Annotated in this window: 5 protein-coding genes; all 5 read right to left on the reverse strand. The window is 61.6% G+C overall.

Translation table 11 applies throughout. The annotated features are described in order from the left end of the window. Positions 1-99 precede the first annotated feature (99 nt). The 5 genes from Mal15_RS31920 to Mal15_RS31940 all read right to left on the reverse strand — a co-directional run bounded on the left by Mal15_RS31920 (position 100) and on the right by Mal15_RS31940 (position 26008). Complete coding sequence (locus tag Mal15_RS31920) at positions 100-1488, reverse strand: VWA domain-containing protein (RefSeq protein WP_167547175.1); 1389 nt, start codon at positions 1486-1488, stop codon at positions 100-102. Between the two features lie 226 nt (positions 1489-1714). After that, complete coding sequence (locus Mal15_RS31925; protein ID WP_147871432.1) at positions 1715-2125, reverse strand: hypothetical protein; 411 nt, start codon at positions 2123-2125, stop codon at positions 1715-1717. A 97-nt stretch (positions 2126-2222) separates the two neighbouring features. Then, the gene (locus Mal15_RS31930) at positions 2223-6542 is read right to left on the reverse strand and encodes a cadherin-like domain-containing protein (RefSeq protein ID WP_147871433.1); all 4320 of its coding nucleotides are present in this window, start codon (positions 6540-6542) and stop codon (positions 2223-2225) included. A gap of 263 nt (positions 6543-6805) precedes the next feature. Beyond that, positions 6806-9358, reverse strand: a complete 2553-nt coding sequence (locus tag Mal15_RS31935; protein ID WP_167547176.1) for a dockerin type I domain-containing protein — start codon at positions 9356-9358, stop codon at positions 6806-6808. 816 nt (positions 9359-10174) lie between these two features. Then, positions 10175-26008 carry a GEVED domain-containing protein gene (locus tag Mal15_RS31940; protein WP_147871435.1) on the reverse strand — a complete coding sequence of 5278 codons (15834 nt, stop codon included), beginning with the start codon at positions 26006-26008 and terminating at the stop codon, positions 10175-10177. Positions 26009-26157 lie beyond the last annotated feature (149 nt).

The raw sequence follows: 26157 nt of genomic DNA on the forward strand, positions 1-26157 counted from the left end.
GCGATTGATTCGGTCCTACACCACGATCAGACGCCCAGTCTTCATCATTCTGCCCCGTATCATTCTGCCTCCCCGCTCACCTCCGATTTTCAAATTCCCTCACCGCACCTCGCGGAATTCGCCGTTGCTCGGTTCGCTCAGGTTTCTTAGGAACGTGGCCATCAGCGGTTCGACGGCGATCGCGATCGTGTTGATCGTCACGTTGTGAACTTCGTTGCGGCGGAGGATATCCAACAGAATGGCCGAGGGATTGACGATCTGACCGGCCGTCGGTTCGCCATCGGTCAATAGGAACACTGCCTCCAGTTGCGGGTCAAAGCTGAGCGATTGTCGCAGCGCCGCGTAGGTGTTGGTCGAGCGACCGGCGGACAGGTATTCGACAAAACGCGTCGCGTTGCGTTTGTTTTCTTCGGTCGCTTGGACCAAATCCTCGCGCCACGCGCGGACTTCGTTGTCAAACACCAGGATTCCGAATTCGCATTGTTCATCCAGGCCATTGATCGCCGTGATCAGTTCCATTTTCGCGCGTTGGATGCGTGCGCGGCCGCCGACGACCGTCCGCATGCTGCCGCTGCGGTCGATCACGAACAGCAAGCGTTTGGCAAAGATATCGATGCCGTAATAGTGCGACGGTTTCAGCCGCTTTTCACGGGCGTAGGAGGCGGCGGATTTGGACGGTTGCAGCCCCATCCGCTCCGGCAGCGGCATCGACGATTTGCCATCCTGGCTGAGGATTGCGTTTGCTTTCGCCAAACCATCTGGTTCGGGGGAATCGTTCTCCGCGGACAATCCGACCAAGCCTCGCCAGGCTTGAAATCGTTTCGCATCACCCCCGAAGTCGTCTTCGGTGATGTCTTGAAACTCCTGGTCCAAACGGTGAGCCAATTGCCCATCAACGCGATCAAACAATTTGGCCAGGCCTTCCCAGGCGTCGGGGTGGTTCATCTGTTTCAGCCCCCGTGCGAGCGTGAACCGAAACCCGTAACTGTTTTCAAAGTGTTCCGATTCGATCAGACCGATCAGATCATCAATGGCGGCATGATGTTGGTTCTTGCTCAAGGTTCCGATCGCCGCCATCGCCCAGGTGACTCGTTCACAAGGGAGCAGCTCAACGAGCCCTTGTGTCGCTTCGGGACGATCGATTGTTCCGACGAAGTCGATCATCATTCGCACGCCACCGGGAAGCTCTGGCTGGCCCAGTTGTTCGGCGCGGTCGAAGCGGCCATCCTTGCGGAGTGTCTCCAGGGCGTTGATGATGATCGGCAACGCATACAAGCGGCTTTGAAAGTCACTCGGGATCGACTGCAGGGCCGCAACACGTGCTTGGTCGTGTCGGCCGATCAGCAGCCGCCGGAAACGGGCTTCATTTCGATCCGCCGCGGCCGCGTTTGGCGGGAAGGTCGCCAGCATCACTGTCAGAGCGGCCGCGAACGAGAGGACGTGCCGATGTGCGACAAAGCGAATCGTCGTCGCTGGACCGGGTGGCATGGAGGCGTTCTCCGCTGGAAGGATTGCCCAGAGCGAGAGGCAGGACGCGTTTGCAAACGTGTCCATCCTACCGCCTCGGACACCCTAGGGTAAAGCGGAACCACGCTGGTGTGCAAGCTTTCGCCGTCCGCGGTTTCTGCTTCGGGGACGACGGCTCTTCCGGGCGGTCGCGGTTCGCTACGAAGCAGCGAGGGGGAGTCGCCTGAAGGCTAGACACCAACGTGGGCTAGGGGGCATCGGATTCGATTTCTAGCGTCACCGGGGCGTCAAGTGTGGCGGGGAATGTTCTGCCGGTCGTCAGCGTGATCACCAATTGATTGGCAGGCTGCAAGCGGGCGGTGATGTCGATGCGGATCGGGGCGGTCGTTTTCGACTGCTGGACGGACTGGTGAACAGACTGGTGGACGAGCGCGTCGTTGATCCGGATCTCAATCGATTCGGCGGTGTGGTGCGGGAGGGACAGCCAGACGACATCTGCCGGCGTCAGGCCGGTCGGTCGGTTGAAGACGCGTCGATAGCTGATGACAGAACCTTCGGGCGCGGTTGCTGGTGCGGTGTCGGGCACATCCACCTTCTGCGGAGGGGATTGTGGGTCGAGGGAACGCAACCAGGGGCGGCGAAGGCGAATCGTGTGCACGGGGCTGGAAAGGAGGTCAAAGGGGGCAGCAAATAAGAAAACCGCTGGTGAATTGTCACCAGCGGTTTCGTTTTTTGAAAGGGATCGGATGCTGCGATCAGAACTCGGACCCGATGATCTTGTCGATCGCGTTGCGATAGTCCTCGAATTCATCCTGGACCAGTTCTTCGCTGGTTTCGACGAAGTCAAAGTCGTCCATGCCGCCGAAGAATCGAACCCCCAGTCCGTCGCTGGTGACGACGAATTGATCCAGGTTCAATCGAGCCGACTTCACTTTGCCGTCGACCGCATCGATGATCGTCAGCAACGCGGCGTCACGGGCATCGTTGAGCACGACTTCGGCGAATTCAGGGTCGAAGCCTTCACCGGCGACAAACATTTTCATCGTGCCGTCGGCATTCAGGTGGACCGAGCCGCCGCCCAAGCCCTCGGGCAGTTCCGAGGTGTCAATGATCCCGGCAGCGATGTAGGACTTGGCCAACAAGTCCAACCGCTGCTGGACGCCGATCAAACCGATCGCGTCGAGCATGGGGCCGGATGCCGATTGGCCGCCGGCGTCGCTGATCACGATCCGGCCGCGGGTGCTGCCGGTAAAGTGGACCGAGTCTGGAACGTCATACTCGACGACGTAGGTTCCCGGGAAGATGCCGGTGAAGGAGTAGGCACCGTTCATGTCCGTCAGGACCGAAGCGACCGGAGTTTCGCCCGAGGAGGTGACTTCGTGCAGGCGGATGGTCACACCGGCGAGTCCTTTTTCGTCGGCATCTTTTACGCCGTTGCGAATCGGGGCCGCTCCGCCGCGGACCGCTTCGCTGTTTTCGATGTGGTCGATGAACAGCTGGCCCGAGATGGTCGATGGGACGATGGTCTGGCCGATGATCGTCACGGTTGCGGTCCGCGGGGCCGAGTTGCCGTTGTCGTCGCTGACGTTGTAATCGACGATGATGACTTCGGATTCGCCGTCTTCCAGATCGACATAGGCTGCCGGATCGACCAACAGTCGGTTGTTGGCCGCGTCGATCGTCACACCGCGAGCGTCACCGCTGCGGATGGTTGCGTTGGTGACCGAGAGCGGGTCGCCGTTGGGGTCGCTGGATCCTTGGAGCAGATCGACCGTTCGGGCGGCGTCACTTTCGTTCAGCGTCAGCGAGATGTCCGGACCGGGGATCGGCGTGTCCGCACCACCGGTGATGGTGACCGTCGCGGTTTGGTTCAAGCTGACCGTTCCATCGGTGACTTCATAGGTGAACACGATTTCGACCGACTCGCCTTCTTCCAAGCTGCTGTAGGCCGAGGTGTCGATGCTCAGATCGGCTCCGTTGCGGGTGATGCCGCTGTCGTCACCGCTCACGTTGACGTTCTCGACCGTCAGGACGTCGTTGGTGTCCGGGTCGCTGGCACCGAGCAGCAGCGAGAGTGCCTGGGTGCCGGCGTCTTCGCTGTAGCTTTCATCGATCGGTCCGGAGAGGACCGGGGAGTCGTTGACGCCGGTGACGGTGATCGTGGCCGTCTGGGCGGCGGTGCCACCGTTGCCGTCGGCGACGTCGTAGTTGACGGTGATGACTTCGTTTTCCGTCGCCCCCAGTCCGTTGAAGAAGTTGGGGTCGAAGGTCAGCGTGGTGTCGTTGACCAGCGTGAATGCAGATGAACTGCCGCTGAAGGTCAGGCTTTCGGCAACCAAGGTGTCGCCGGTATCCGGGTCGGCCGCACCGGTGAGCAGATTCAGCGATTGTGCCGAGTCGTCTTCGGTCACGGTCAATACGATCGGGTTACCGACGGTCGGGGCGTCATTGACACCGGTGATCGTGATCGTCGCCGACTGGGCGGTCGTCCCGCCGTTGCCGTCGATCAGGTTGTAGTCATAGATGATGACTTCCGACTGGCCGACCGGCAGCGAGTTGTAGACCGAGGGATCGATCGTCAATCCGTTTGAGCCGTTGGCGGAGATGCCGCTGTCGTCGCCGGAACGGAGGGTCAGGGAGTCGACCGCAACGCTGTCGCCGTTGTCGGGATCCGAGGCTCCGTCGAGCAGATCGACGTTCGTGCTGGCGTCGTCTTCGGTGACGGTGACGGACACTGCGGCATCGACTTCAGGCGCGTCGTTGGCGCCGTTGATGGTGATGGTCGCCGAATGGGCGACGCGTCCGCCTTCCCCGTCGATGACGTCATAGTTGTAGGTGACCGTTTCGGTGTCCGAGGCGGCCAATGCGTTGTAGGCCGCCGGTGAAATCGACAGCACGTTGCCGTTGACGGTGAAGCCGACGGTGTCGCCGGTGGTCACGATCGTCGCCGCGTCGACACTCAAGGTGTCTTCGGGGTCCACGTCCGTGACGTTGGTCAGCAGGTCCAGCGTGGTATCGGCGTCGTCTTCGGAGACCGTCAGGGTTATCGGGTCGCCGGCGACCGGGTCGCTGTTGGGGGTGTCGCCGTTGATGGTGATGGTCACGGTCGACATCACCGTGCCGCCGTTGCCGTCGGAAACCGTGAAATCGTAGACGATGACTTCTTGCTCGCCATCTTCAAGGGCGGCGTAGGCCGAGGGATCCACGATCAATCGATTTTGGGCGTCATCGACGGTGATGCCCGATGTGTCCCCGGTGCCGGCTTGGGGGGCGATGTTGATCGCATCCAAGGTGTCGCCGTCGGGGTCACTGGCATTCTGCAAGAGATCCACATTGAACGTTTCGGCATTCTCGCTGCGTGTTTCCGAGATCGGGCCGCTCACCACGGGAGCGTCGTTGGCACCGTTGATGGTCAGCGAAAGCGTTTGGCTAACACTGCCGCCCCTGCCGTCGATGATGTTGAAGGTCGCGGTGACGACTTCCGTGGCACCTACCTGCAAGTCGTTATAGGCCGATGGGGTGATCGTGACGGTGTTGCCGTTGAGTGCCACACCGGAGGTGTCGCCGCCGGTGAAGTTGAACGAGTCGACCGACAGCGTGTCGCCGTCGATGTCATCGGCCCCGGTCAGCAAACTGGGCATGGACACGCCGTCGTCTTCGCTGACGGTGATCTCCAACGGAACCGGTGAAACGGTCGGCGGATTGTTGACCGCGACGGCACCGGTGCTGATCGTCACGCGGGCGTCGTCATCCAGCAGGATCAGGTCTTCGGTGACGACGTCGTTGCTGCCGTAAAGCGTCAACGGATCAACGCCTTCGCCGGGATTGACGTCGATGATCAACGGATTGGAGTCGGAGATTTCGGCGTTCAAAAAGACTTCGATGCGGAACACGTCAACCGTTGGCGGCATCACCCCGCCGTTGACGTCGCGGATCCCGTTGGGGAACGCGCCGCCGACGCCACCGATGTCGGTGAATCCGGTCGCAAAGTCAAACGAGCCGCGGTTGAGCAGGTTGTAGAATTCCTGATTGTTCGGCAGCGTGCGGCTTCGCGCGTCCAGGTTGAATCGCACGGCGGCCGAATTCGGAGTCGTGCCATCGGCCTCCAGCGGGGCAAACTCGCGGAAGTCGATTGCGACCGTGTTGTCAAAGTTGGGCGTGAAGGTCAGGTCGGCGATGTCCACGTTGCCGAACTGGTCGGCGCTGTAGAAGATTTCAAAGCCCAGGTCCTGGCCGTCTTCGCCTTTGAGTGCGGTCGGTTCGGTGATTTCGAAACTGCCGGCGGGCATCCCGAAGGTGTTGATCAACGCGTCGCTGAGGGCTGCAGAGAACCCGCCCTGGATCTGACCGATGCTGATGTCCACGGTGTCCGTGGTGCCTTCACGTCCGACGGTGACAAACCCGGATTGGGTCTGGCGAATCGCACTGTCGATGACGATCTGCTGTGCTTCACGCAACACCGGTTGCAGGATTCCGCCCGTGCTGACGCCCAGGTCGGGGAAGACCGAGAACGCACCCTTGTCGTCACCGAACGTTCGCAGGTCGTCGTAAGAGACTTCCAGGTAGAACGAATTCTCGATGCCGACGCCGGGGGCTTGGACGACGCCGTTGCTGACCGTCAGCAAGTTGTCGTCCTCGTCGCGAGCGCTCAGCATTAATTCGACCAACTCGCCCAATTGCTCGCCGCGGGCCAGGGCGTTGATCACGCTCAGGGCGTCACTCGGTGTGACGTTGCCGTCGGCGTTGACGTCCACCTTCCGGCCGGCAAAGTCTTCGGCGGAACTGCTCGCGACCTGCTCGCCGCTGGCGCCGGCGCTGGTCGTGGCCAGGTAGTTGATCACACTCAAGGCGTCGCTGGGCGTGATCTGAAGGTCTTGATTGACGTCGTGACCGTGCCAGTAGTTGTGGGCGGGCTGCAAATCGCCTGCCAGCAGTTGACGCTGTTCAAGTGCTTGAGTGGTCAGCCGTCGTTTCATTTCGCCACCGCGAGGATGCTTGGTGGCTCGACGCTTCTGGGAACGTTCCGCACTGGAGGCGTGCAAACGGCGGCGGAGCAACTGACGCAGGCTTTTCATCTGGGGTTCCGGAAAGATGAAGTAGAACGTGGATTGCCGGTGACTGGGGGTTCGGTCAATTGGCGATTCGGAGGAGTCGGATTCTGCAGGCACAGAGCCCGGATATTCACAGACAAGAAGGGGCTAAAAGCTCTCCAGCCTGAATATTGGCCCTATCTTATTTCCCTTTCCCGCTTTATCAACGTTTCGATTTGATGGGATTTTGGGCCGATCGGTTTGGGGTGTTAGACCGAGACCAGACCGCAAAGTTCCAGTAATTCCGATCAAAACAGTTGTTCGGGATCGGGGTGGGGGGCGAATCTGCTCTCGATTTCGCCCTCGACACTAAGAAAACCCGACAAAGGACGCTCAAAACCCGTGTTTTCCCCGGTTTCGTCGAGTTGCTGAACATCCGCCTGGGTGGGTCTATCGGATGGGAGTTCCCCCGGACTTTGATCAGATGTCCGTTGGCCCTCATAGTTCAACATTTTCTGGTTTTGGTGATTCGGACCGATATTCCTGTCCCAATCGGTGTGCGGAAAATGTGGGCCGAAAACCCGGTCCACGGCCGTTGCGGCGATCGGCTGGGTGGTCCAGGGGGATTGCGCGGGGCTGGTTTCTTGGGTTGAGCCGGATGTCTGGGGTGATTGTGGGGGAATATTGGAAATCGATTCGCCTTCGCCTTCGGTGGCGCGTTGGATCGCATTGATGACACGCAGCGCATCGATCGCGCTGACAATTCCGTCGTTATTGACATCAATGTCAAAGCCACTTGTTTCGCCGGCTCCCAGGGTGCGATTTCCCAGTCGTCCCAAATCGTTGATGACGATCAACGCGTCACGAATGGAGACATCTTGATCGCCGTCGACGTCTCCCGGCAACGAGGCGTTGTATCGGGGGCTGTCGACTCGCTGTGCGGCGATCGCCAGCGGCGCGAGCGTTCCGGCAGCGATTTGGAACGAAACCGGCTGGGCGGGAAATTGATAAATCAGGTTCGGCGAGACGATTTCGACGGCATAATCACCGTCGGACAGACCGTCGACGGAGAACGCACCGTTGTGACCAACCGAAACCAGTGCGGCCTGTCCGAACTCGATCCCGGAGACCAGGATTTCGGTTTCGGCGTGGCCGTACACCACGACGCGTGTGATGCGTCCAAGCGAATCTTCGATGACCAGTTTTTGTTCATCGCCGGCGAGCACCAAGTCGCTGGTCACCCGGTCGATACGGTTCCCTTGGGAATCAAAGACATCGACGCGGGCATAGCTGCCGCTTTCGAGCCCATAGCTGCCGGTGTCGAGTCCGAGGACATCGATTTCCACGCGTCCGGTCGACGCGGCTGCGTTGATCGCCAGCCGGGTCGTCGCGTCCCAAGTGTCGATCCACTGGTCGGCCGAGTCGTCAAAGTAGTGAAAGACGGGTCCGTCGTGCGGGCCGGTGGTGGCGGGCAGCGACGCGATTCGTCCGTCGGCATCGCCTCCGACGCCGCTGAGCGTGATGTCGTCGGTCGTCGTCACCACGCCGGTGGGCAAGCTGACGGCCTGAATCGAGTGATGAAACAGGTCCGATCCGTCGCCGCGACGGACGGTGAATCGCGTGCCGGCGAGCAAGGTTTCGTCGCTGTCGCGCTGCTGGTCGGTGTTTCCATCCAGATACGCATACCCGCCGCCGATGCCGGACCACACGGGCGTCAACTGATCGCCGGTCAAAACGTCGCTGGTGATTCCCGTGCTGGTATCGATAGCCCGCCACGCGATCTGGTCGAAGGGCGTTTCGATCGGGATTTGGAGGTCGAATTCGACCTGTGTCGCATCGGGTGACAAGGCGGTTTGCCAGTCGCCGTCATCGAGTCGGTATTGCAACTCGCCGATTCGTGCCAGCGTGATGTCGCTTTGCATGCCGGCCGAGTTTTGATTGGCGAGCGTGTCGACGGCGGCGGATCCGCGGATCGAATAAACACCGGCTTCGACGTCAAACGAACCGATCGCATCGAGTACCAGTGGGACGTCAGCGAGATCAAAGATGCCGTCGCCGTCGCTGTCGCGCCAGCCCACCATGGCTAGCGTCGATTCGGGGGAAACCAAGTTGTCAAACGCGCGGGTGACGACGACGCCGCCCCGCATGATACTGTCCTGTTGTTCAAATCCCGGGGTCGGGTTGTCCGAGGCGTTCAGGTTTTGCGCGTTGTAGTAGCCGCGTTGGTCGGTCCAGCTGCCGGCCCCAGGGTATTCGTCACGGGCCCAAAAGATGTGTCCCATTTCGTGGGTGAAGGTCGAAGTGGGGCGATGTGACGGGACCACCATGAACAGCCCACCGGGATAGGCAAACGCCCCGATGAAGCCGCCGCTTTCGAAGAAACCATCTTCGTCATCGGAGGAATCAACGACGAACATGGTGAATGCCCAATCGGTTTGGTGGGTTTGTCGCTGTGAATCGTTAAACAGTGCGACGGCGCGTTCGATCGACGGTGCATCGCCATAACCCAGGTCGGTCAGCCAGTTGCCGACGTAATTTTTGAAGGTCAGGCTGCTGTTGTCGATCGGTTCGTAGCCCGTTCGGACCGGGTTTCGGGCATAGTGATCGTCGATCACAAAATCGAGTGTGTGGACTGAGGTTTGCGTCGCCAGCAGGTCGCTCCACCAATCGACGCTGTCACGGATCTTGGCCAGGATTTCGTCGATTTCCGCTTCCGTCCAATCCTGTGTCTGCGGATCGATCGATCCGTCGCTTTCGAAGAACACCGGCGTCACCGTAACGGTACCGAGCATGAATTCGGCGGTGTCGACGGGGGTGGCGCCGAAGGGCAAGTCACTGGCCAACAGCCGGCGCTCTTCCATTTTTTGGATCGCTAACCGCCGTCGCCGCTGGAGGCGTTTCCGGCGGGAATGGCGTCGTCGGGATCGGCTGGTCGTTGCACGGTTCATCAGCGGCTCAGTAACTCATGCCGGACTCGTCACGGCCTGTTGATTCAATAGCCGTAGCGCGAGCAAGGGGCGACCACTCGCTTCCGCTTCGGGCTCGTACTGTTCTATTCGTTCATCAAAAACGATGAAATCAACAGGCCGGTCAGATCTCGGACTCTTCTCAATGGTGGGGAAATCTCACTGCCTGATCACCAGGCGTCACGTCCCGATGCTAATCGGCTGCCCCGCTAATCATGCGGTGGCTTCCCAATCATAGGTTAGAATGCCCGCGGGTCCGGTCGCAGGCTGACGGTTTGTATCGGCTTGATGGGCTGCGACGCGCCTTCGAAATCAGACGATTTTGGGCAGCGAATCGTTCGATTTATTTGTCGAATTCTTGCGCTTTTTGGGCACGTTGGGCGGTAAACGGCATATTGAGTTGCGCGACGTCTCCGTTGAAGGGGGCCTCCATGTTAATCCGATGGGTCAGCGCGGGGCCAGACGGCACCCCTCGTGCAACCGGAGGCGGAGCCTGGCTGGACAGCGCCACTTTGCTCAAAAAACACCGTGAATCGCCGGTCGAACGTAGCTACCTTCGCCAGAAGGTGGATCCCCGGGGTTTTCCACGCTCAGGCGAGCGTAGCTACGCCAAGGTGGCGCTGTCGAGCCAGGCTCGGTTCCCGGGCGGAGCCCGGGAACGAGGCATGATTCATGTCCTCCACGAAGGGCAAACGATCGGCATCGCGCCTGTTAAAGCGAGGCGAAGAACAGGTCCAATCCGTTTTCGTTCTCCGAGGTTTCGCTGGCGTCGCTGGCCGACACGTCGGCAGCCAAGTCGTCGACGATCGCATCGAGTTCGATCGACGCCGGCGAGTCGAAGACGCTGGTCTTGCTCGGCGGGTCGACGAAGTCCGTCGCGGCGGGAACCGCATCGGAATCCGAGTCGGCATCCGCCGAGGTCGACGGCAGCACATCGCTGGTGACGCTTTGGTGGATCATCAGATCGCCCAACACGGTCGGGCCGCTGGCCAGGACCCCCGGCGCGGCGGCCAGGTAGCTCATCGCTGCCGCTTCGCCTTCGCCCTGGTTGACGAGCCGACCGAGTTCGGTGATGACTCCGTTGGCATCCATCGGCGACAGAATTCCGTCGCCGTTGACGTCGGGGTACTGCGGATTGGTGATCGGGGTGACCTGCAGGTCGACGAATCCGGTGCCGGCCGCATTGCGTGCGATCGCATTGATGACGTTCAGTGCGTCCAACGGGGTAACGCTGCCGCTGTTGTTGACATCGAAGCGTCCGTTGGGGTTTTGGAACGGATTGTTGGTCACAAAGATCGAGTAATCTTCGACTTCACCGATGCCGCCGCTACCGGTCGGACCGGTCGTGGCCGATTCGCTGATTCGGAATCGCACGTAGGTTTCACCGAGCGCCGCATTGGCGGGAACATCGATCGAGACCGTCGTGGCGGTGTTGTTGAAGACGGGGGTGCGGTTCGTTCCCGGAGTTCCGAATCGTCGTCGCTCGGAGGCTTCGAACACACCGTTTTGGTTCCAATCGAACCACGCGTCGACGTAGACGGGGTTGTCGGTCAGCAGTCCGGCGTCGGTGTTGCGGACGAACATGCTGATGTTGCTTTCGAAGCCGGCTTGGAACGTGGTCGGCAAGGTCACGCCGTCGTCGCCGGCATCGGCGTTGGGCAATTCGGCGTCGGAGTCGGCCGTGACAACTTGGCCCAGGCTGAGTGTCGGGTCGACCCGGTGACGTGCTCCGCCGTCGGCCAGTTCGCTGACGTACGGTGCCGGCGCGTCTCCGTAATCGAACCCGGTGCCGACAAAGATCGTCAGCTCGGTTCGCCCGTCGGCTTGGTTGCTTTGCAGCAGGTTACCGACTTGGTCCTGGACGACAACGATGTCGACCGCACCGAAACCGGAGACCCCACCGGTGCCCTCCAGGAAGACGCGGACGTCGACCAGCGAGGTGCTGACGCCGGGCAGGTTTTCGGCGTCGATGGCCGCTTGGATGATCTTGACGATCTCTTCGGCCGGCTGGTCGATCGGGATGTTGATCGGGACCGTCGGCTGGTCGCCGGCCAATCCGATTTGCGTGGCGTTGGAGTTCGTCAGATCGATCGAGTAGGTGCTGTCGCCGCCCAGGAAGATCCGTCCGAACCCGGCATTGGTCGGGGCCAGGCCGAGCCCCGAACCGCCGATCGCGATCACCAAGGCGTTGATGACCTGATCCAGCGAGGCGCCGGTGGCAAAGGGGACGGCGGTGGAAGTCGGATCGTTGAGCAACCCGTTGTTGTCGAATTCGAAGACGACTTCGTTGACCGCGCCGAGGCGGACGACGATGGTTTGCCCGTCGGCCACGTCGGCGATCGTGCTGCCGGGCAGCGGTGGGATTTCAAAGCCGAATCCGGTCGCCGTTCCGATGCGTCCGGCGATTTGAATAAAACCGCTGGTGCTGGTCGCGGTCGACAACGGGGTGCCGCCGACCAGTTGCAGGGTTTCGCCGGATGCGCGAGCGGTGAAGCTCAACAAAGTATCCGCATTGATGGCCGCGGCCAAAGCGGCGATGAAGTCTTCGGTGTCACCGGCCTCTGGGATCGTAACCGCGGTCGAGATCGGGGTGGAAGCGTTGTTGACATCCAGTTCGAACGAACGGGTGACCGCACCGTCGTAGACTTCGATGGTCAATCCATCGGCAGCGGTCGACGTCAATCCGGGCAGCATGTCGATGATGATTCCGGAATCATACTCGAACACCGTGCGCTGATTCAGTTCATCGATGATCGTGACGGTTTCGCCGTCGGGATAGACGACTCCGTCGGCGGCTTGGATGATCGCATCGCTGCTGTCGATCATGCGAATCACGTAGGTCGAATCATCTTCCCAGACGCCGGCGATCGGCGTCAGGCGAATGATGTTCGTGCTGGGGTTGTACGCGAATCGATAGTGGGTGCCTTCGACCAAGGCCACGCCGTCTTTGAGCAGGATCAGCGAGCTGGTCGAAACCGATCGATCGTCGATGCCGGTCCCGGGAACGATGTCGGCCGGCGGGATGCCATCGACCAACTGGATCTCGAACGCTTGGGGGGCCGCGCCGAGCACGGTCGCACGTCCGGCGTCGAGTCCGATTCCGGGGGCCAACGGCGAGAGCAGCGTGACACGCGGGCCTTCCAGATCACCACGGTCGAAGCCGCCGCGATCCTTGAAGACGTTTTCGCCGAGTCCGCTAGGCGGTTCCACGTTCGGGTCGTCCACACGGAACTGGCCGTTGACGTCCAAGCGTGGCGCGAGCACCGGTGACGGGTCGATGCCGACGGCATTGCGGACGGTCGTCAGACTCGCCCGGTCGGGCAGTGAGTCGATCGAGCTGTCGATGATGCGTGAACCCGAGGCCGGCGAGAACACGAAGTTGCCCGGATCGACAAAGACCGCTTCGCTGGGCGTCAGAATTTGGGCCAGCGTGCCCAGGCCGACATTGGCACCGGTGTTGGCGGTGTTCAGGTAATAGGTGTTGCCACCGGACACGATGCCGTCGTTGCCGCCGTTGAGATCAACGCCGGTTTCCGTGTTGGCGATCACGTTGTTGAGCAGCGTCGGCGAGGAGCCACCGACGATGTTGATTCCGATACCGCCCTGAGTGAAGTTGTCCACCGGAACCGAGCTGATCGCACCGACCGCATCGATATCCGCACCGAGCGAACTGCCCGTCCTGTTGCCTTGTCGCAGGTCGGTCAATCGGACGAACGCGAAGCGATCGTTGGGGCCGAATCCGAAGCGGTCGATGTCCAATTGGTTGGTCAAACCGCCGACGATGCCGACGTCGACAAAATCGATGCCGTCACGGCTGATTTCGACGCGGACCGATTCGATGTCACCGGTTTCAAAGACTACCAGGTCGTTGGTCGCATCACCGCTGCCGGTCAGGTAGTTGTCGACGAACTGCAGGGTCAACGTGCCGCCCAGGCCGAGCGAGACGGTGAATTGACCGTCGATCGGTTCGACGCCACGGCCGAGCGTTTCGGGCGCTCCGAGCGCCGACGTCGGCGTTTGGTGGATCAGGGTCGGTGCGTCGCCACCGGCATCAGGCGAGTAGTCGACCACGGCGTCGGCAAAGGAGATTTGGCCTTGATCGAACAGGATGCCCGCAAAGGTCTCCGAGGGTGCATCCACGCCGGGCGTGATCGTTCCGCCGATGATGGTGTTGTTGACGATGCGTTCGATCGCGACCGGGTCCTGGGAGGTTTCATCGAGCGTGTTGTCGATGCCTTGCAGGTTGATCCCGCCGACGGTGTTGAAGGCGATGATGTTGCTTTGCACGACCACGCCGGGGACCAGATTCTCGCTGTTCAGCTCGATCAGGTTTCGCGGGTAGCGGACGATCGAATCGGTGTCGTTTCCGGCGACCGTCGCGGAGATGTCGTGCTGGATGTTGATGCCGTATTCTTCGTTGAACAGGAAGCGGCTGTTTTCGATCATGATCACGCCTTGGGCGACGCGATCGCGGTTGCTGTCTCCGCGTAGTTCGCTGCGGTCCACCGACGCCAGCGACCGAGTCGGATCGGAGACGACGACGTCGCCGACCAGGTTGATCCGCGGGTCGATTCGAGTGATCTGTTTGATACCCGGCTGGGCCACCACTTCGCTCTCGAACCCGCTGGCGGGAACCGCTTGCACGTCCAACACGCTGCGGACATCCGAACGGTTGATCGCCGCGATGATCGACGCGGCGACTTCGGTCGCCGTCTGCGGACGCATCAGTCCGGTGTCTTCATCGGGGACGGTCAACGAGAACGGAACCTGCACGCGTCCCGGTGTGACCGAATTGTCCGAGTTGAATTCGAATTCCACGATCGCCCGACCGTCGGTGATCGAGAACATTTGGCCGTCCAAAATGTCCGCCGCACCCCGCGCGGTGATGGAGATCGCCGAACCGAAGCGGTCGTTGCTGTTGAACGTCCGGAATTGCGAGGAGGTGGCCGAGGCGACGTATTCGCTGCCGTCGCGGATTTCGACCTGATACGATCCCGTGACCAGATCGCTGCGGGGATCATCGGGTTCGGGGAACGCGAACCGCGTGTCGGTTACGAACGCGGTGTCCAGCGGAGGGTTCGCGCCGCGGGGGTCGGTCACCTGTTCGCCGCGTTCGGCCAGTCCGATGACAAAGTCGTCCAGGAAGACGCCCTCGAAATCATTGTCGCGCGAGCCGTTGACCGGTGTGGCACCGAATTGGTCGGCGTAGCGTTGGCTGGTGTTGGCAAACGGTCCGGCGTCGGAAACGGTGAACCCGGGCAAGGTGACGATCGCGTTGGACGTCGGGATGTAGTTGGGACCGGTCGAGCCGAGCGTGCCCGGCAGGAAACGTTCCAGGATCGCGGATTGCACCGCCACCGCGACGTCGCTGGCACTCATGGCCGCACGAACTTCGATCGAGTTCGTCCCGCTGGCGGTGGTGTTGCGGACGGTCAGCAGGCTCGAATTGGAGCTCAAGTTGACCGCTTCACCGAACTCGAGCGAGTTGCTGTCGACCACCAAGTCATACAGGCTCAAGGTCGCCGGCGGCGTCGTGTTGACGGCGGTTTCGATCAAGCGGGTGATTTCCGCAGGCGTCAGGTCGGCAACCGTTTCCGTCCCCGTCAGCCCCGCGGTCAAGTCGATTTCGACTTCGGTGGGCGGCGAATTGGGGTCGAGCGGATCCGACGGTGAGGTGTCGACCGTACGGGTGCCGTCGTTGAGCACGTAGGTCTGGCCGTCGAGCACGAACGTCGCACGGGTGTTCGGATCGGCCAGATAGGCGGCGGCAATTTGCGAACCGGCTGCGGCGATCAGGGTCGGCGGGAAGTCGACGGTGAAGGTTTCACCGCTGACGCGAATCGTTTGCCCTTCGACCAGATCCGACGCCGCGACGGTGCGAATCGATGTCGATCCGGTGTCCAGTCGTCCGGCGGTGGCGAATTCGATCCGCAAACTCAGCCCCGACTGACCGGCGAATTCCGCCAGCGGAACGCGGGCTTGTCGCCAGGTCGGCGTGTTGTCAAACAGTTGCTGTTTGTCGACGTCGATCACGTCGTTGTACGGCGCGACCGGATCCGGATCGTCGAATTCGTCGTTCGCACCCGGCAGCGGGTTGCGGAGTGTCGTGTTCAACGCGACGGCGTGTTCGGTGCCATCGGGTTGGACGACGTAGACACGTAGTGCGTCGGTGCGTCCGCCGCCATCGGCTTCGATCAGGTAGTTGAAGTACAGGACCGGGACATCGCTCGGCGAATAATTCTCCAACGAGAACGTCTTGCTTTGGACCTGCCCCTTGGCTCCGCCTGGGAAGTTGTAGGTGCGGTTGACGCTCTGGCCGTCGATGCGAGGGTTTAAGGGGTTGCCGTTGACATCCGGACGGAAGGGATATTCTGCCGGGCTGGCGTAGTTGGAGTTGTAGGTTGTTTCATAGGTGAACGCCAGCGAGGTGCTGCCGCCGTGTCCGGCATCGCCGCTGCGGGTGCCGGTGTAGTGCCAGAGGTTGTAGTCCAGCGTGCTGAAGTCCAGGCCTTCGGCGTTTGCGATGCCCGTGGAAATGCGTGACCGCCCACCGGCAAAGTAGGGCAGGAATTCACCGGCCGAGTTGAACGCATAGATGTCGCCGTTGCCGGTGATGCCGAACAGCACGTCCGAGTACAGGCCTCCGTCGACGCTGTTGGGGCCGGCCCGCAGGCCGGTGAATCCGCCGGGGACCCGCAGCAGGTCGGTTGCCGTTTCGACGTAGGTTCCGATCTGGCGGTTGCCGTTGAGGAATTGGTTGCTGCCACCGGTCAATTCCGCATCGGTGACACGGAACAGGCCGCCGGCGTCGGTGATGGCGTACATGTCATTGCCGACGATTTCGACTCCGGTGACGGTGCCGCCGCGGGGGACGCCGCCGGCGACCAGATTGCCGGTCGCACTGCCGATGAATCCGCCGTTGATCGTGACGCTGCGGTTCTGGGCCACCGCGGTCGCGGCACCACCCAGGTTGTTGATCGCGTCGGCAACCTTCTGGGCGACATCGGCGGCGGTGTCCGACAGATCCAGCGGGATCGCCGTGCGTCCGACTTGGACACCGGGGCTGCCGCCGCTGACGAGTGCTTGTGAATTCACGCCGATCGACGTCGCACCGGGGACCGAGAACGTTTGCCCGACGGTGGTGAAGGGGATGTTGTTGGCGGTCAGGGCTGCCAAGATCGCGTTGAGGACCTGGGTCGCACCGAACGACTCGTCGACTTCGATCGCGATGTTGCCGGCGTTGACGCCGTCGCCGCCGACGACCGACATGCCGGCCCCGTCGAACGTGAACGTCGCGTTGTCGAACGCCAGATCGGCGCCCAGGACGGTGGTCGTGACGCCCGACAGGGCGTTCTGGATCGCCAACTCCAAGTCGTTGTTGATTTGCACGGCGGTACGAGCTTGTCCGCTGGCAAATCGGATGTCGATCGGGATGTTCCCGGCCGAGGGCGCATCGCCTTGGTTGACAAACTCGAACGTCGCGCTGACGTTGCTGGCGTCGGTGACGGTCAGCGTTTGTCCGACGTCCAGTCCGCCGTTGGCCGAGACGCCGGCCAGACGCAGTCGCGGGCCGGTGTCGAATTCAAAGATGGTCGATCCGATCGTCAGCGTGTCGCCGTCCAGGACCGGAGATCCGGTCACGGCCACGTCGCCGGCGAAGTCGAACTCGAAGGTCGTCGTGTCGATCCCGCTGACCAGCGTGAACGTGTCTCCGTCGAACAGCTGTTGTTGCAACAATCCGCTGCCGACCACGCCCACCACATCGGTCACGCCCAGTTGCGTCGACCGAGCGGTCGCCGGGGCGGTCGTGTCGATCTGGCCGATTTCACGCGGAATCGTCCCCGCACCGGAGTTGAACAGGAAACGGTTGAACGATGGGCCGACGGCCAGACCGGTCTGGGGGCTGAATTCCCACAGCACGTTGTCGCGGTATTCCAGTCCCGACGCACCGTTGAACGTCGGGCGGCTGCCGACGAACAAGCCGCGTTCGACGTTCTTGTATTCGCGGATCGAAATCGCTTCGACAAAGACCCCTTCGTTGGCGACGGCATCGAGAATTTGTTGCGAATTGACCTCGACCAAAATGTCGCCGTAGGTCGTGATTCCGGCACCGGCACTGATCTGGTTCAACGCCGCCGATCCGGTGTCGATTTGAACGTAGAACCAGGTGTTGTCGCTGCGGACACGGTTTCCGAATCCGGTGTAAGCGAACAACTCGCCGTTGCTGCGGAACGCCACGTCATAAATGTCGTCGCTGCCGAACGAGCCGACTTGGCCGTAGTTTTGGCCGGTGAACGGGTTGACGACGTGCAGCCCAGACGCGGTGTTGACGTACAGGACGACGTCGTCGAGCGAATAGGGGACGATCGAGCTTTCGTCAAACAACACACGGTCGTTCATGTCGTCTTCGGCAATCCGGTCAATCGATTGCAGCGGCTGCAATCGGACCAGCGGGTTGTTGCTGGCCGGATTGAAGAACTGGTCCATCGCGATCGGGACTTGCGTCTGATTGGAGATCGCGACGTAGTAGGTGCCTTCAAGCAATTCGACGCTGCCCAGGTACGGGTCCTGAGTCCCCGCACCACCGCGGCTGAGGTCGTCGGTGCTGTTGTTCGATCGCGATGCCGGCAGGTCGTTGGCGATGTTGCTGTCGGTACCGGTGTAGATCAAGTCGCCTCGGGCGTTGAAGACATACAACGCCATGTCGCTGCGAGCGAAATTGGACGCGTAGTCCAGGTCGATGACGGTCGACAGGTAAAGCGGCGATCCGTCACGGGTCAGGTTCTCGTACTGGACCTCGAAGGAATACCAGTCCACATCGGTCGCCGAGTCGATCGTTCCGGCGAAGGACTTGGCCAGCCGATCGCTTTGCAGCGGTCCGGCTTCGACGCCCGCATCGGCTCCGACGCCGAAGTAGCCGAGTCGTTGCGCGTCCGAGGCGGTGTCGTTCGGTGCGGTCGTCTCGGCTTCTTCACCGGTCAACGGCGAGTGCAGCGGTTGGCCGATGACTTGCACGCCGTTGGTCGCGTAGCGGACGTCGGTCAAGCGGATCTGCGTGCCGGCGCTTTCATCGGTTTCACCCAAGCGGATCTGCATCGAGTAGCGGCCTTGGGTCAGACCGCCGAGGACGTTCCCGTTGACCAGACCGTCCAGATCGCTGCCGTCACGGACGTTGCTGCTTCGGACTCGCACGTGGTACTGGTTCAGCGTTCCCGATTCGCCCGGCAGACGGATTCGCATCCCGGCGTCTTTCGGGTTGTAGGAATACGTGTCTTGCAGGACCGAGTCCAGAATGTCGGTTTCAAAACGCAGGTTGTTGATCGCCGGGAAGATCGGGTTGGCCGTGCCGATGATTTCCGGGACTTGCAGGGCGGTGAAGAAGTTTGCGTCGAAGCGGACCTCGACGACAAAGTCACTGGTGTCGCCACGCGAGAGCAACTGGGCGGTGACGAAGCCGAGTTCGCCGGCGAAGGTGCTGTTGAGCGCGTCGGCGATCGCACCGGCGGGATCGGCAACGAAGTCGGCCGGAGCGACATTGACGGTCGTGCCCGGCATGCCCGCCAAGCCGAACGTCAGGTTGCCGCTGGTCGCGTTGACGATGTCGTAATCGACGGTGATGCGTTGGACGGGGATGCGTTCCTCGTTGACCGTCAGCGGTTGGGCGGCATCGCTGTCCAGCCGCGGCGAAACGTAGATTCCCGTCGCGACGTCGCGTTCGGCCAACAGCGAGTCGTTCGACGCGGCCAGAATGTCGCCGTTGAAGTCGATCAATTCGATCACCGTGTCCAGCCCGCTGCTGGTGCGGTCGATGTCCAACCAGACTTCGGTGTTGCTCTCGGCGATGAAGGTGTACACGTCCACGTCATTGCGAGTCGTGATCGCACCATCGACGATGAACCCGAGTCGTCGATTTTCATCGCCCGATTGCTCGTCGGGGGCCAGTTCACCCAGGAACTGTGCTTGACCGGGGAACGAGTTGGTGTCGAACACCGTGGTCCGCACCGGTTCTTGTTCGGCCACGGCGGCGACGTTGCGGTCATCGGCACCTTCGCGAATGGTGACGCCGTTCCACTGGCCGGCTTGGACGGTCGTCCCGGGCGCCGCGGCGGTCGGATCCGATGCCAACAGTTCCAGGAAGCTGGTCACCCGCGCGCTCGAAGCGTTCGAGTTGACCACCCAAGAGTGCGCGGTGGTGATGTCGTTGGGGCCGAAGGTGGTGCCGAAGACCGGGTCGTTGCCTTGCGGCAGGTCGCCCAGGTCGATCACGCCGGGGATCGAGTAGGTTTGGGTGCCGGCGGTGATCTGGGTCCGCAGATCGGCGAACTGATCGGCCGCCCAGCCTTCGTAGGTCGCGCCCAGCTGATTGACGCCGTCGTTGGCGTAGAATCCGCCGTGGGAGAAACCGACACGCAGCGGACCGTCGACGGTGTAGACCCGGAAATCGGATTGGCCGGGGGTTCCGACGGTGTACAGCAGGTCGTCCGAGACCCCTTGAACATCCTCGTCCAAGTAGCTGACGACGCGGATGTCGCCCAGCGGCGATGTCGATTGCAGGTCCAGGGTCGAGAACAGCGTGGGCAAGCCGTTGATGAAGTAGCTGGTCGCGATCCAGTCGACGTTTCCGTTGGGGCCGGCGTAGGTGCCGCGGCTTTCCACGCGGTCGTCGGCGATCAGGGTCGCCGGCTGGGTGATCGTCGTCGCCGCCAGCGCGGTCGTCGTGCCGCCGCTGGTCAGGAACGTGCTGTACTGGAAGACGAAGTCTTGGTTGACCAGTTGCTGCCCGGTGGGGGTCTGGACGGTTGTGGCGCTCGACTGCACGTCGTTGGCATCGCCGATCGTCGCGGTGAATGATCCGGTGATGGTCGCCGCGACGTCGTTGTCGATCGTGTTGCCCAGGTTGACTTCGGGGCCGGTCGGAAGCGTTCCGACGAAGTTTCCGCCGCTTCCGGTGTCGTCGTCATCGTCGTCGCCGGTGATGACGCCGCTGATCACACCGTCGTTGTCGGTGTCGACTTGTGCGAAGCCGTCGATCGTGAATCCGGCACCGGAGAAGTCATCCGACAGTGCGGTCATGATCACCGGGAAATCGGGGTGCCCGATCAATTGCAACGAGCCGCCGATCCGGTCGGCGATGTCGACGAATTCATCGGCCGCGGTGAGCAGTGATCCACCGACAACGATCCCGGCCGGGTTCGTTTCTTCCTCGCCTTCCTGTGTTTGAAGTTTGACGACCAGCGACCCCCGGGCATCACTGATCAGTCGCAGACCGCCATAGATGTGCTTGTTGGGGATCTCGATCATCTCGGTGACGACGTGGACGATGTCGACGTCGTCCCAAACCCCTTCGGTGACCAGTTCACCGCCGCGAACCGCCATGCCGTTGATCGCGTTGCGCGTGATCGAGTTGTCTTCGATCAGCGGACCGCTATTGCCGATGATGTCAAACTTGTCGATCGAGCCGGTGGATCGACCGCCGTCAAAGACCTCTTGGGAGTTCAGCGAGTTGATGTCGATCGAGATCGCAGCGGCTTCGTTGTCGATGAAGTCGTTGTCGACGATGATCGGGGTTGCGGCGCGAACGAACACGGCACCCGATGCATTGTCGCTGCGTCCGACGCGGGTGCCGTTCAGGGCACCGCGGCCGTCGGCACTTTGTTCGATGCGACTGTTGGTCAGACGCAATTGGCCCTGGTGGACTTCGATCGAGTTGAAGGAGGCAAAGCCGCCTTCGATCCGGGTCGTACCACCACCGCCGGCGATCACGGCATTGTCGATGCTGGCCGTCGATCCGTGGCCGATGTACAGTCCGCCCCAATCACCGGGGGCGATTTCAGCCGCGTTGCCGCGGTCGTTGGTGTCAAAAGTCCCGCCGGCACCGTAGCGCTGGTCTTCCAAGCTGGTGATCACGACCGGGTTGCCCGAGGTGCCTTCGATGATCAAGTTGGCGCCGAAGCGGGCTTCGATGCGTGCCGCGTCGACCTTCAAGACCGTCGACGGATCGATCACCAAGCTGGCGTCCAATCGGCTGCGGAGCGGGCTGGCGGACAGTTGAAGTTCCGCGCCGCCGGTGGCCATGCGATCGGTGAACGTGGTGCTGCTGGCGTTGAGCTCGGCGACCAGTTCGAACGGACCGGGGACGCCGCCGACGACGGTCGCCCGGTACAGTCGTCGGGCCACGGTCGCGCTGCCCGGTTCGACCGTGGGGAGCTGTTGCAGGCGGATGCCGCCGGTGCTGTTGGTCGTGATCGAAACGGTCGTCTCGCTGGCGGCCGATTCCAAATTGGCGTCGGTCACGTTGGTCAGGCGGTACACGTAGGTTCCGGCCGGGACCGCACCGTCGGTCGGGCGGGCGGACAACCGGATCAGGAACGAAGACGGCGCGTCGGCTTGGACGATGGGGCCACCGGGGGTACCGGCGACGACCAGGTTTTCGGCCAACACGTGCGTGATGTCGCTGTCATCAAAACGGGTGCTGGTGGTGACCGATTCCAGCGTCGATCCGCTGCGGGTCTTCAAGCGAATGAACAGGCCGTTGATGCTGTTGTCGATCACCGTGTTGCCGTGGATCTCCGGACCGACACGGGTGTAATCGGGGGTGAAGTGTCCCGCTTGCTGGTACTTCGGATCGGTGAAGCGGTCTTCGCGGAACGTGTCCGGGGTCGCCGCGATCGCCGCATCCTTGCTGTTGGTGATCGTCGAATTGATGATCGTCGGACGGGTGATCGCCATGTCGATCGGAGAAACGACGACGTCGCGGCCGCCGATCCTGACCGAGCTACCGCCGTAACGAATGTCGGCGTATTGGACGTGGTTGTTGAAGACGCCTTGGTCTTCCGGGTTGGTGCGGAGCTCGTCGGCCGCGTCGAGGTCGCCGCGGAAGTCGATGCCGCCCCAATCGCCGGGCTGGGCCGCCGGCAAAACGCCGACCTGGTTTCCGGTCCCGATCGAGTCGTCGTTGACACTGGTCAAGAACACGCTGCCGGGGATGATCCCGCCGGCGGCATCGCGGGCGGGCAGTCCGTTGCTGGTCACGATCGTCGGCGTTCCCAGCACTTGCAGGTTGGCACCACTCAAGTCGATCGTCGGTGCGACGCTGCCCACGCCCAGTCGGGTGTTGCTGAACTTTAAAATCGCCCCGGCGTCGACCATCATTTGAATGCCCGCGGGCAGATTCAACGTGGTGCCGTCTTCCAGCGGCAAGCCGCTATCGTTGACGCCGATGTTGTAGCTGAAGTTGTCGCCTGCGGTGTGCAACAATCCGTCACGACCGCCATTGCCGAGCACACGAATCGTCAAATCCAGGTCGGTCAGGTAGTTGGTGATCGCTTCGGCGCGTTGGATGTCGTTCTGATTTCCGGACAGACGCAGCTGATTGAGTTCGGTCAGCGTTCCGTTGAACGCTTTTTGTTTCAGGACCGAGATCCGGCTGGCGTCGGCGATCGCAAGGTCGATTTCATCATAGGCGCTGTTCACATAGCCGATCGTTCGGGTCTGGAACGCTTCGATGAATGCCAGATCGCCAAGTCCCGACGGCACAAAACCGCTGGCTTGGCGTAGCGTCACGTTGCCTTTGTCGACGTACAGGGTTTCGGACGGATCGGAAGGCTTGAACCAGTAGTTGAACGTGCCTCCGGGGCGGCCGTCGGAATCACCGTCCAGCGGGATGCCGGTGTTGTCGGTCATCGTGTTGATGGCCGAGGGCGTGAAATCCACGCGCAGTTCATAGCTGCCTTGGCTGAGACCGCCAAAGCCGGTGCCGGGGATCGCCGGATCATAGGTGTCGTTGCCCTTGGCGCTGACCCCGATCATGTAGTTTCCGGGATTGATGTTGTCGATCCGGATCAGCGAATCGTTGCTGAAGTAGTCGTCGTTCTGAGCGATTTCGACGAACTGGCCGTTGGCGTCTTCGACGTACAGACGCAGCTGGGTGTCCAGCAGGCTGGGCGTGCCCAATCGTTCGGCGATCGTTTCGATCGCGACCGATCCGGTCTGGTCGACCTGGAATCGATACATGTCGATGTCGGTGCTGTCCGGGCGATACAGATACTGCCCGTGGACGATGTCGGCATAACTGGGGAACGCCGGCTCGTTGTCCGTGCCCGGTTGGAAGATAAAGTCGGTGCTTTGGGTGACCGGCTGGGGCAGGTCGTCGGCATATCCGTATCCGAGCAACTGGCCGACGCCGAACATCGCACCGCGAAAGAACTCGCCGCCGAATTGGTCATCCACCGACTCGTCGAAGTCCTGGAAATCCATCACGACCAAGTCGTCCACGCCGTCACCGTTGCGGTCACGCGTGACAACGGCCAGACCGCCTTGGGCGCTGGCTTCGCGTTCATCACCGCCGTACAAGTCGCCGACGACGATCGAAAAACCAGCGATGTCGGCGGGGTCGCGGTCGGAAACTTCGACGAACGCGACTCCCAGGTATTCGCTGAACAGCGACATCACCTCGCGAACCCGCTGCTTTTGTTCTTCGCTGATGATGTTGAAGTAATTGGTGTCCGCGTTGATCCCCGGACGGTTCGGGTCGTCGCCCAACCAACTGGCGACGAAGTCGTATTCGATGGTCGTGATCCCGTCGACCCGGTCGGCAAACTGACGGACGTAGTCCAAGGGCACGACGCGGTCGAGTCGCGAGGGGTCTTCGGCGCGGATGGTTCGCGTGCCGGGAACGTCGGGGCCGGGCAGGTCCAATTCGAACGCCGTCTCGTTGCGGATCTCGCTGACCAGCGTCGCCGAACGCGTCGTCGTCGCACCGCTCAGACTCCACGTCGTGTTCAAGTTGTACGCCGTTTCAAAGCTGTCGCCGGCACCATCGGGGGCGGCCGGCGTGCCGGTCGGCAACATGATCTCCTGCGGTACCATCGGCAGGTTTTCGGTCGTTCCGACGCGTAGTCGCGCGTTCCCCTCGAGCAGTTGTCCTGGGGTTTCAGGATCCGGGATTCGCGACAAGGGGATCTTGAAATCCAGCTTTGCGATGTTCGTGATGTTGCTGTACGTCGCTCGGCCGGGAACACGGACGATCCAGCCGTCCCCGACCTTGGTGTTGACGATGCCGCTGACGCTCGGGTCCAGGCGAACGATCACGTCGTCAGTGTTGTCGACCGAATCACGCGTGAAGATCAACTGGTAGAAGTCTTCGTTTTCTGCCGCCGACTGCAGCAGGTCGTCGTCGTTGAAGTGAACTTCGATGATGCCGGTATCGGTGCTGAGCGTCCCGTTGGGTTGGCGACGGACCGGTTCGGGCACGACCGCGACCACCTGGGGGCCCAGGTTGATGTTGAAGGTCCGCGTCAAATCGGTGCCGTCTTGAAACGCTTCGCCGTCTTCACCACGCAGCGCGAATGCCCCGGTACCCAACACATCGATCTGATAGATGTCGTCCGGCAGCGGTTCGGAAAACCGAAAGATCACTTCACGCGATGAATCGCCCAAGCCGACAAAACCCGGCTCGACCACCACGTCGCTGACGCCGCTCAGGTTGATCGGGGAATAGTTGACCGGCAGGTTGCCGATCGTTGTCGTCCCGTTGCCTTCTTGAACGGTGGCCTGAACCAGTTGGTTGGCTTGCGGGTTGGAATTGAGCTGGGCGACCAATTGGTCGGCCGTCGTCGGGGCGCCTGGGAAGCTGTTCAACTGGATCCGGATCGATTGATCGGTGACGACGATCACCGGGTTGGCCGGCGCGCCGAAGTTTCGCTGCTCGATCACCAGATTGGTTCCGCGGCCGTCCAAACCGGGCAGCTGCGAAATGAAGCGGACTCGCACCGCACCGTTGGTCCCAAAGTCCGTGACCGCTTGGGCCGCGTTGGCACCGTCCAGCACCAGCGTCTTGTCCTGCACGCTGTCGACCGACCCGATCCGCTGCCCCGACGGGCCACTGATCTGGATCGCTTCGATCAAATCGCCGGCCCGCATCGGGGCGTCGGGATTGGTACGCAAGTCGCGATTGATTGCCGACACCAAGTCACGAGCCAACGTCCGCTGCAGCGGATTGATGTTGATGTCGATCGTGATTTTGCGTCCGTCGCTCAGGTCCGTCGTGATGATCGGTGCCGACGTGCCGACGCGATTGGTCTCGGTGAACTCCACCTCGATCCCGTTGCCCAAGCTGCCCGATTGCCGGGCGCGAAACTCAAATAACGCCGTGCTACCGGTGCCCAAGTCGCTTGTGACCGAGGCCGATTCGAAGGTGCGGTCTTCACCGGCACGCGTGATCCGAATCGCATCCAGGGTGCTCTCGTCGATTCGCGTGTTGTCGTCGAACCGGAACACCAATTCCTTGGGCGAAAAATTCAACGTGTCACCGTTGAACAGCAAGTCGCCTTCGTTGGGCTGAATCCCGATCAGCTCGGGACCGGCCAGCAATTGCCGGGTTTCCAAGCTTTCCATCAGTGATCGCCGTTTTTCGTCGCGGCGTTTCCCGCTGCGGCGATTGCGGCCGGCACGATGGGCCGCGGGCGAAGTCGTACCATCGGTCGGCAACCCGGAGTTACGGCTGAGATGTGTGCGAAGGGAATGCGATGGTTTGCGGAAGGTCATCCAGAGGCCTCGTCATTATGCCCGTGGTGCGGGCAGTCAGTCTGTTGGGGCAGCACTTGTGGGGTTGAGTCCGACAACGCCGGTTCGGTTGTCGGAGTTGACCCGTCTTAGGTCAAAAGTTGCAAATTCGATAAGCTAGGGGATCTGCG

The sequence above is a fragment of the Stieleria maiorica genome, from assembly GCF_008035925.1.
GTDB lineage: Bacteria > Planctomycetota > Planctomycetia > Pirellulales > Pirellulaceae > Stieleria > Stieleria maiorica.

What these genes read in the sequence shown, in the direction of transcription:
- Mal15_RS31935 (WP_167547176.1), bottom strand. Translation starts at nt 9,358, where the DNA reads ATGGAAGAGCGCCGGCTGTTGGCCAGTGACTTGCCCTTCGGCGCCACC.
- Mal15_RS31920 (WP_167547175.1), bottom strand. Translation starts at nt 1,488, where the DNA reads ATGCCACCCGGTCCAGCGACGACGATTCGCTTTGTCGCACATCGGCAC.
- Mal15_RS31940 (WP_147871435.1), bottom strand. Translation starts at nt 26,008, where the DNA reads ATGACCTTCCGCAAACCATCGCATTCCCTTCGCACACATCTCAGCCGT.
- Mal15_RS31930 (WP_147871433.1), bottom strand. Translation starts at nt 6,542, where the DNA reads ATGAAAAGCCTGCGTCAGTTGCTCCGCCGCCGTTTGCACGCCTCCAGT.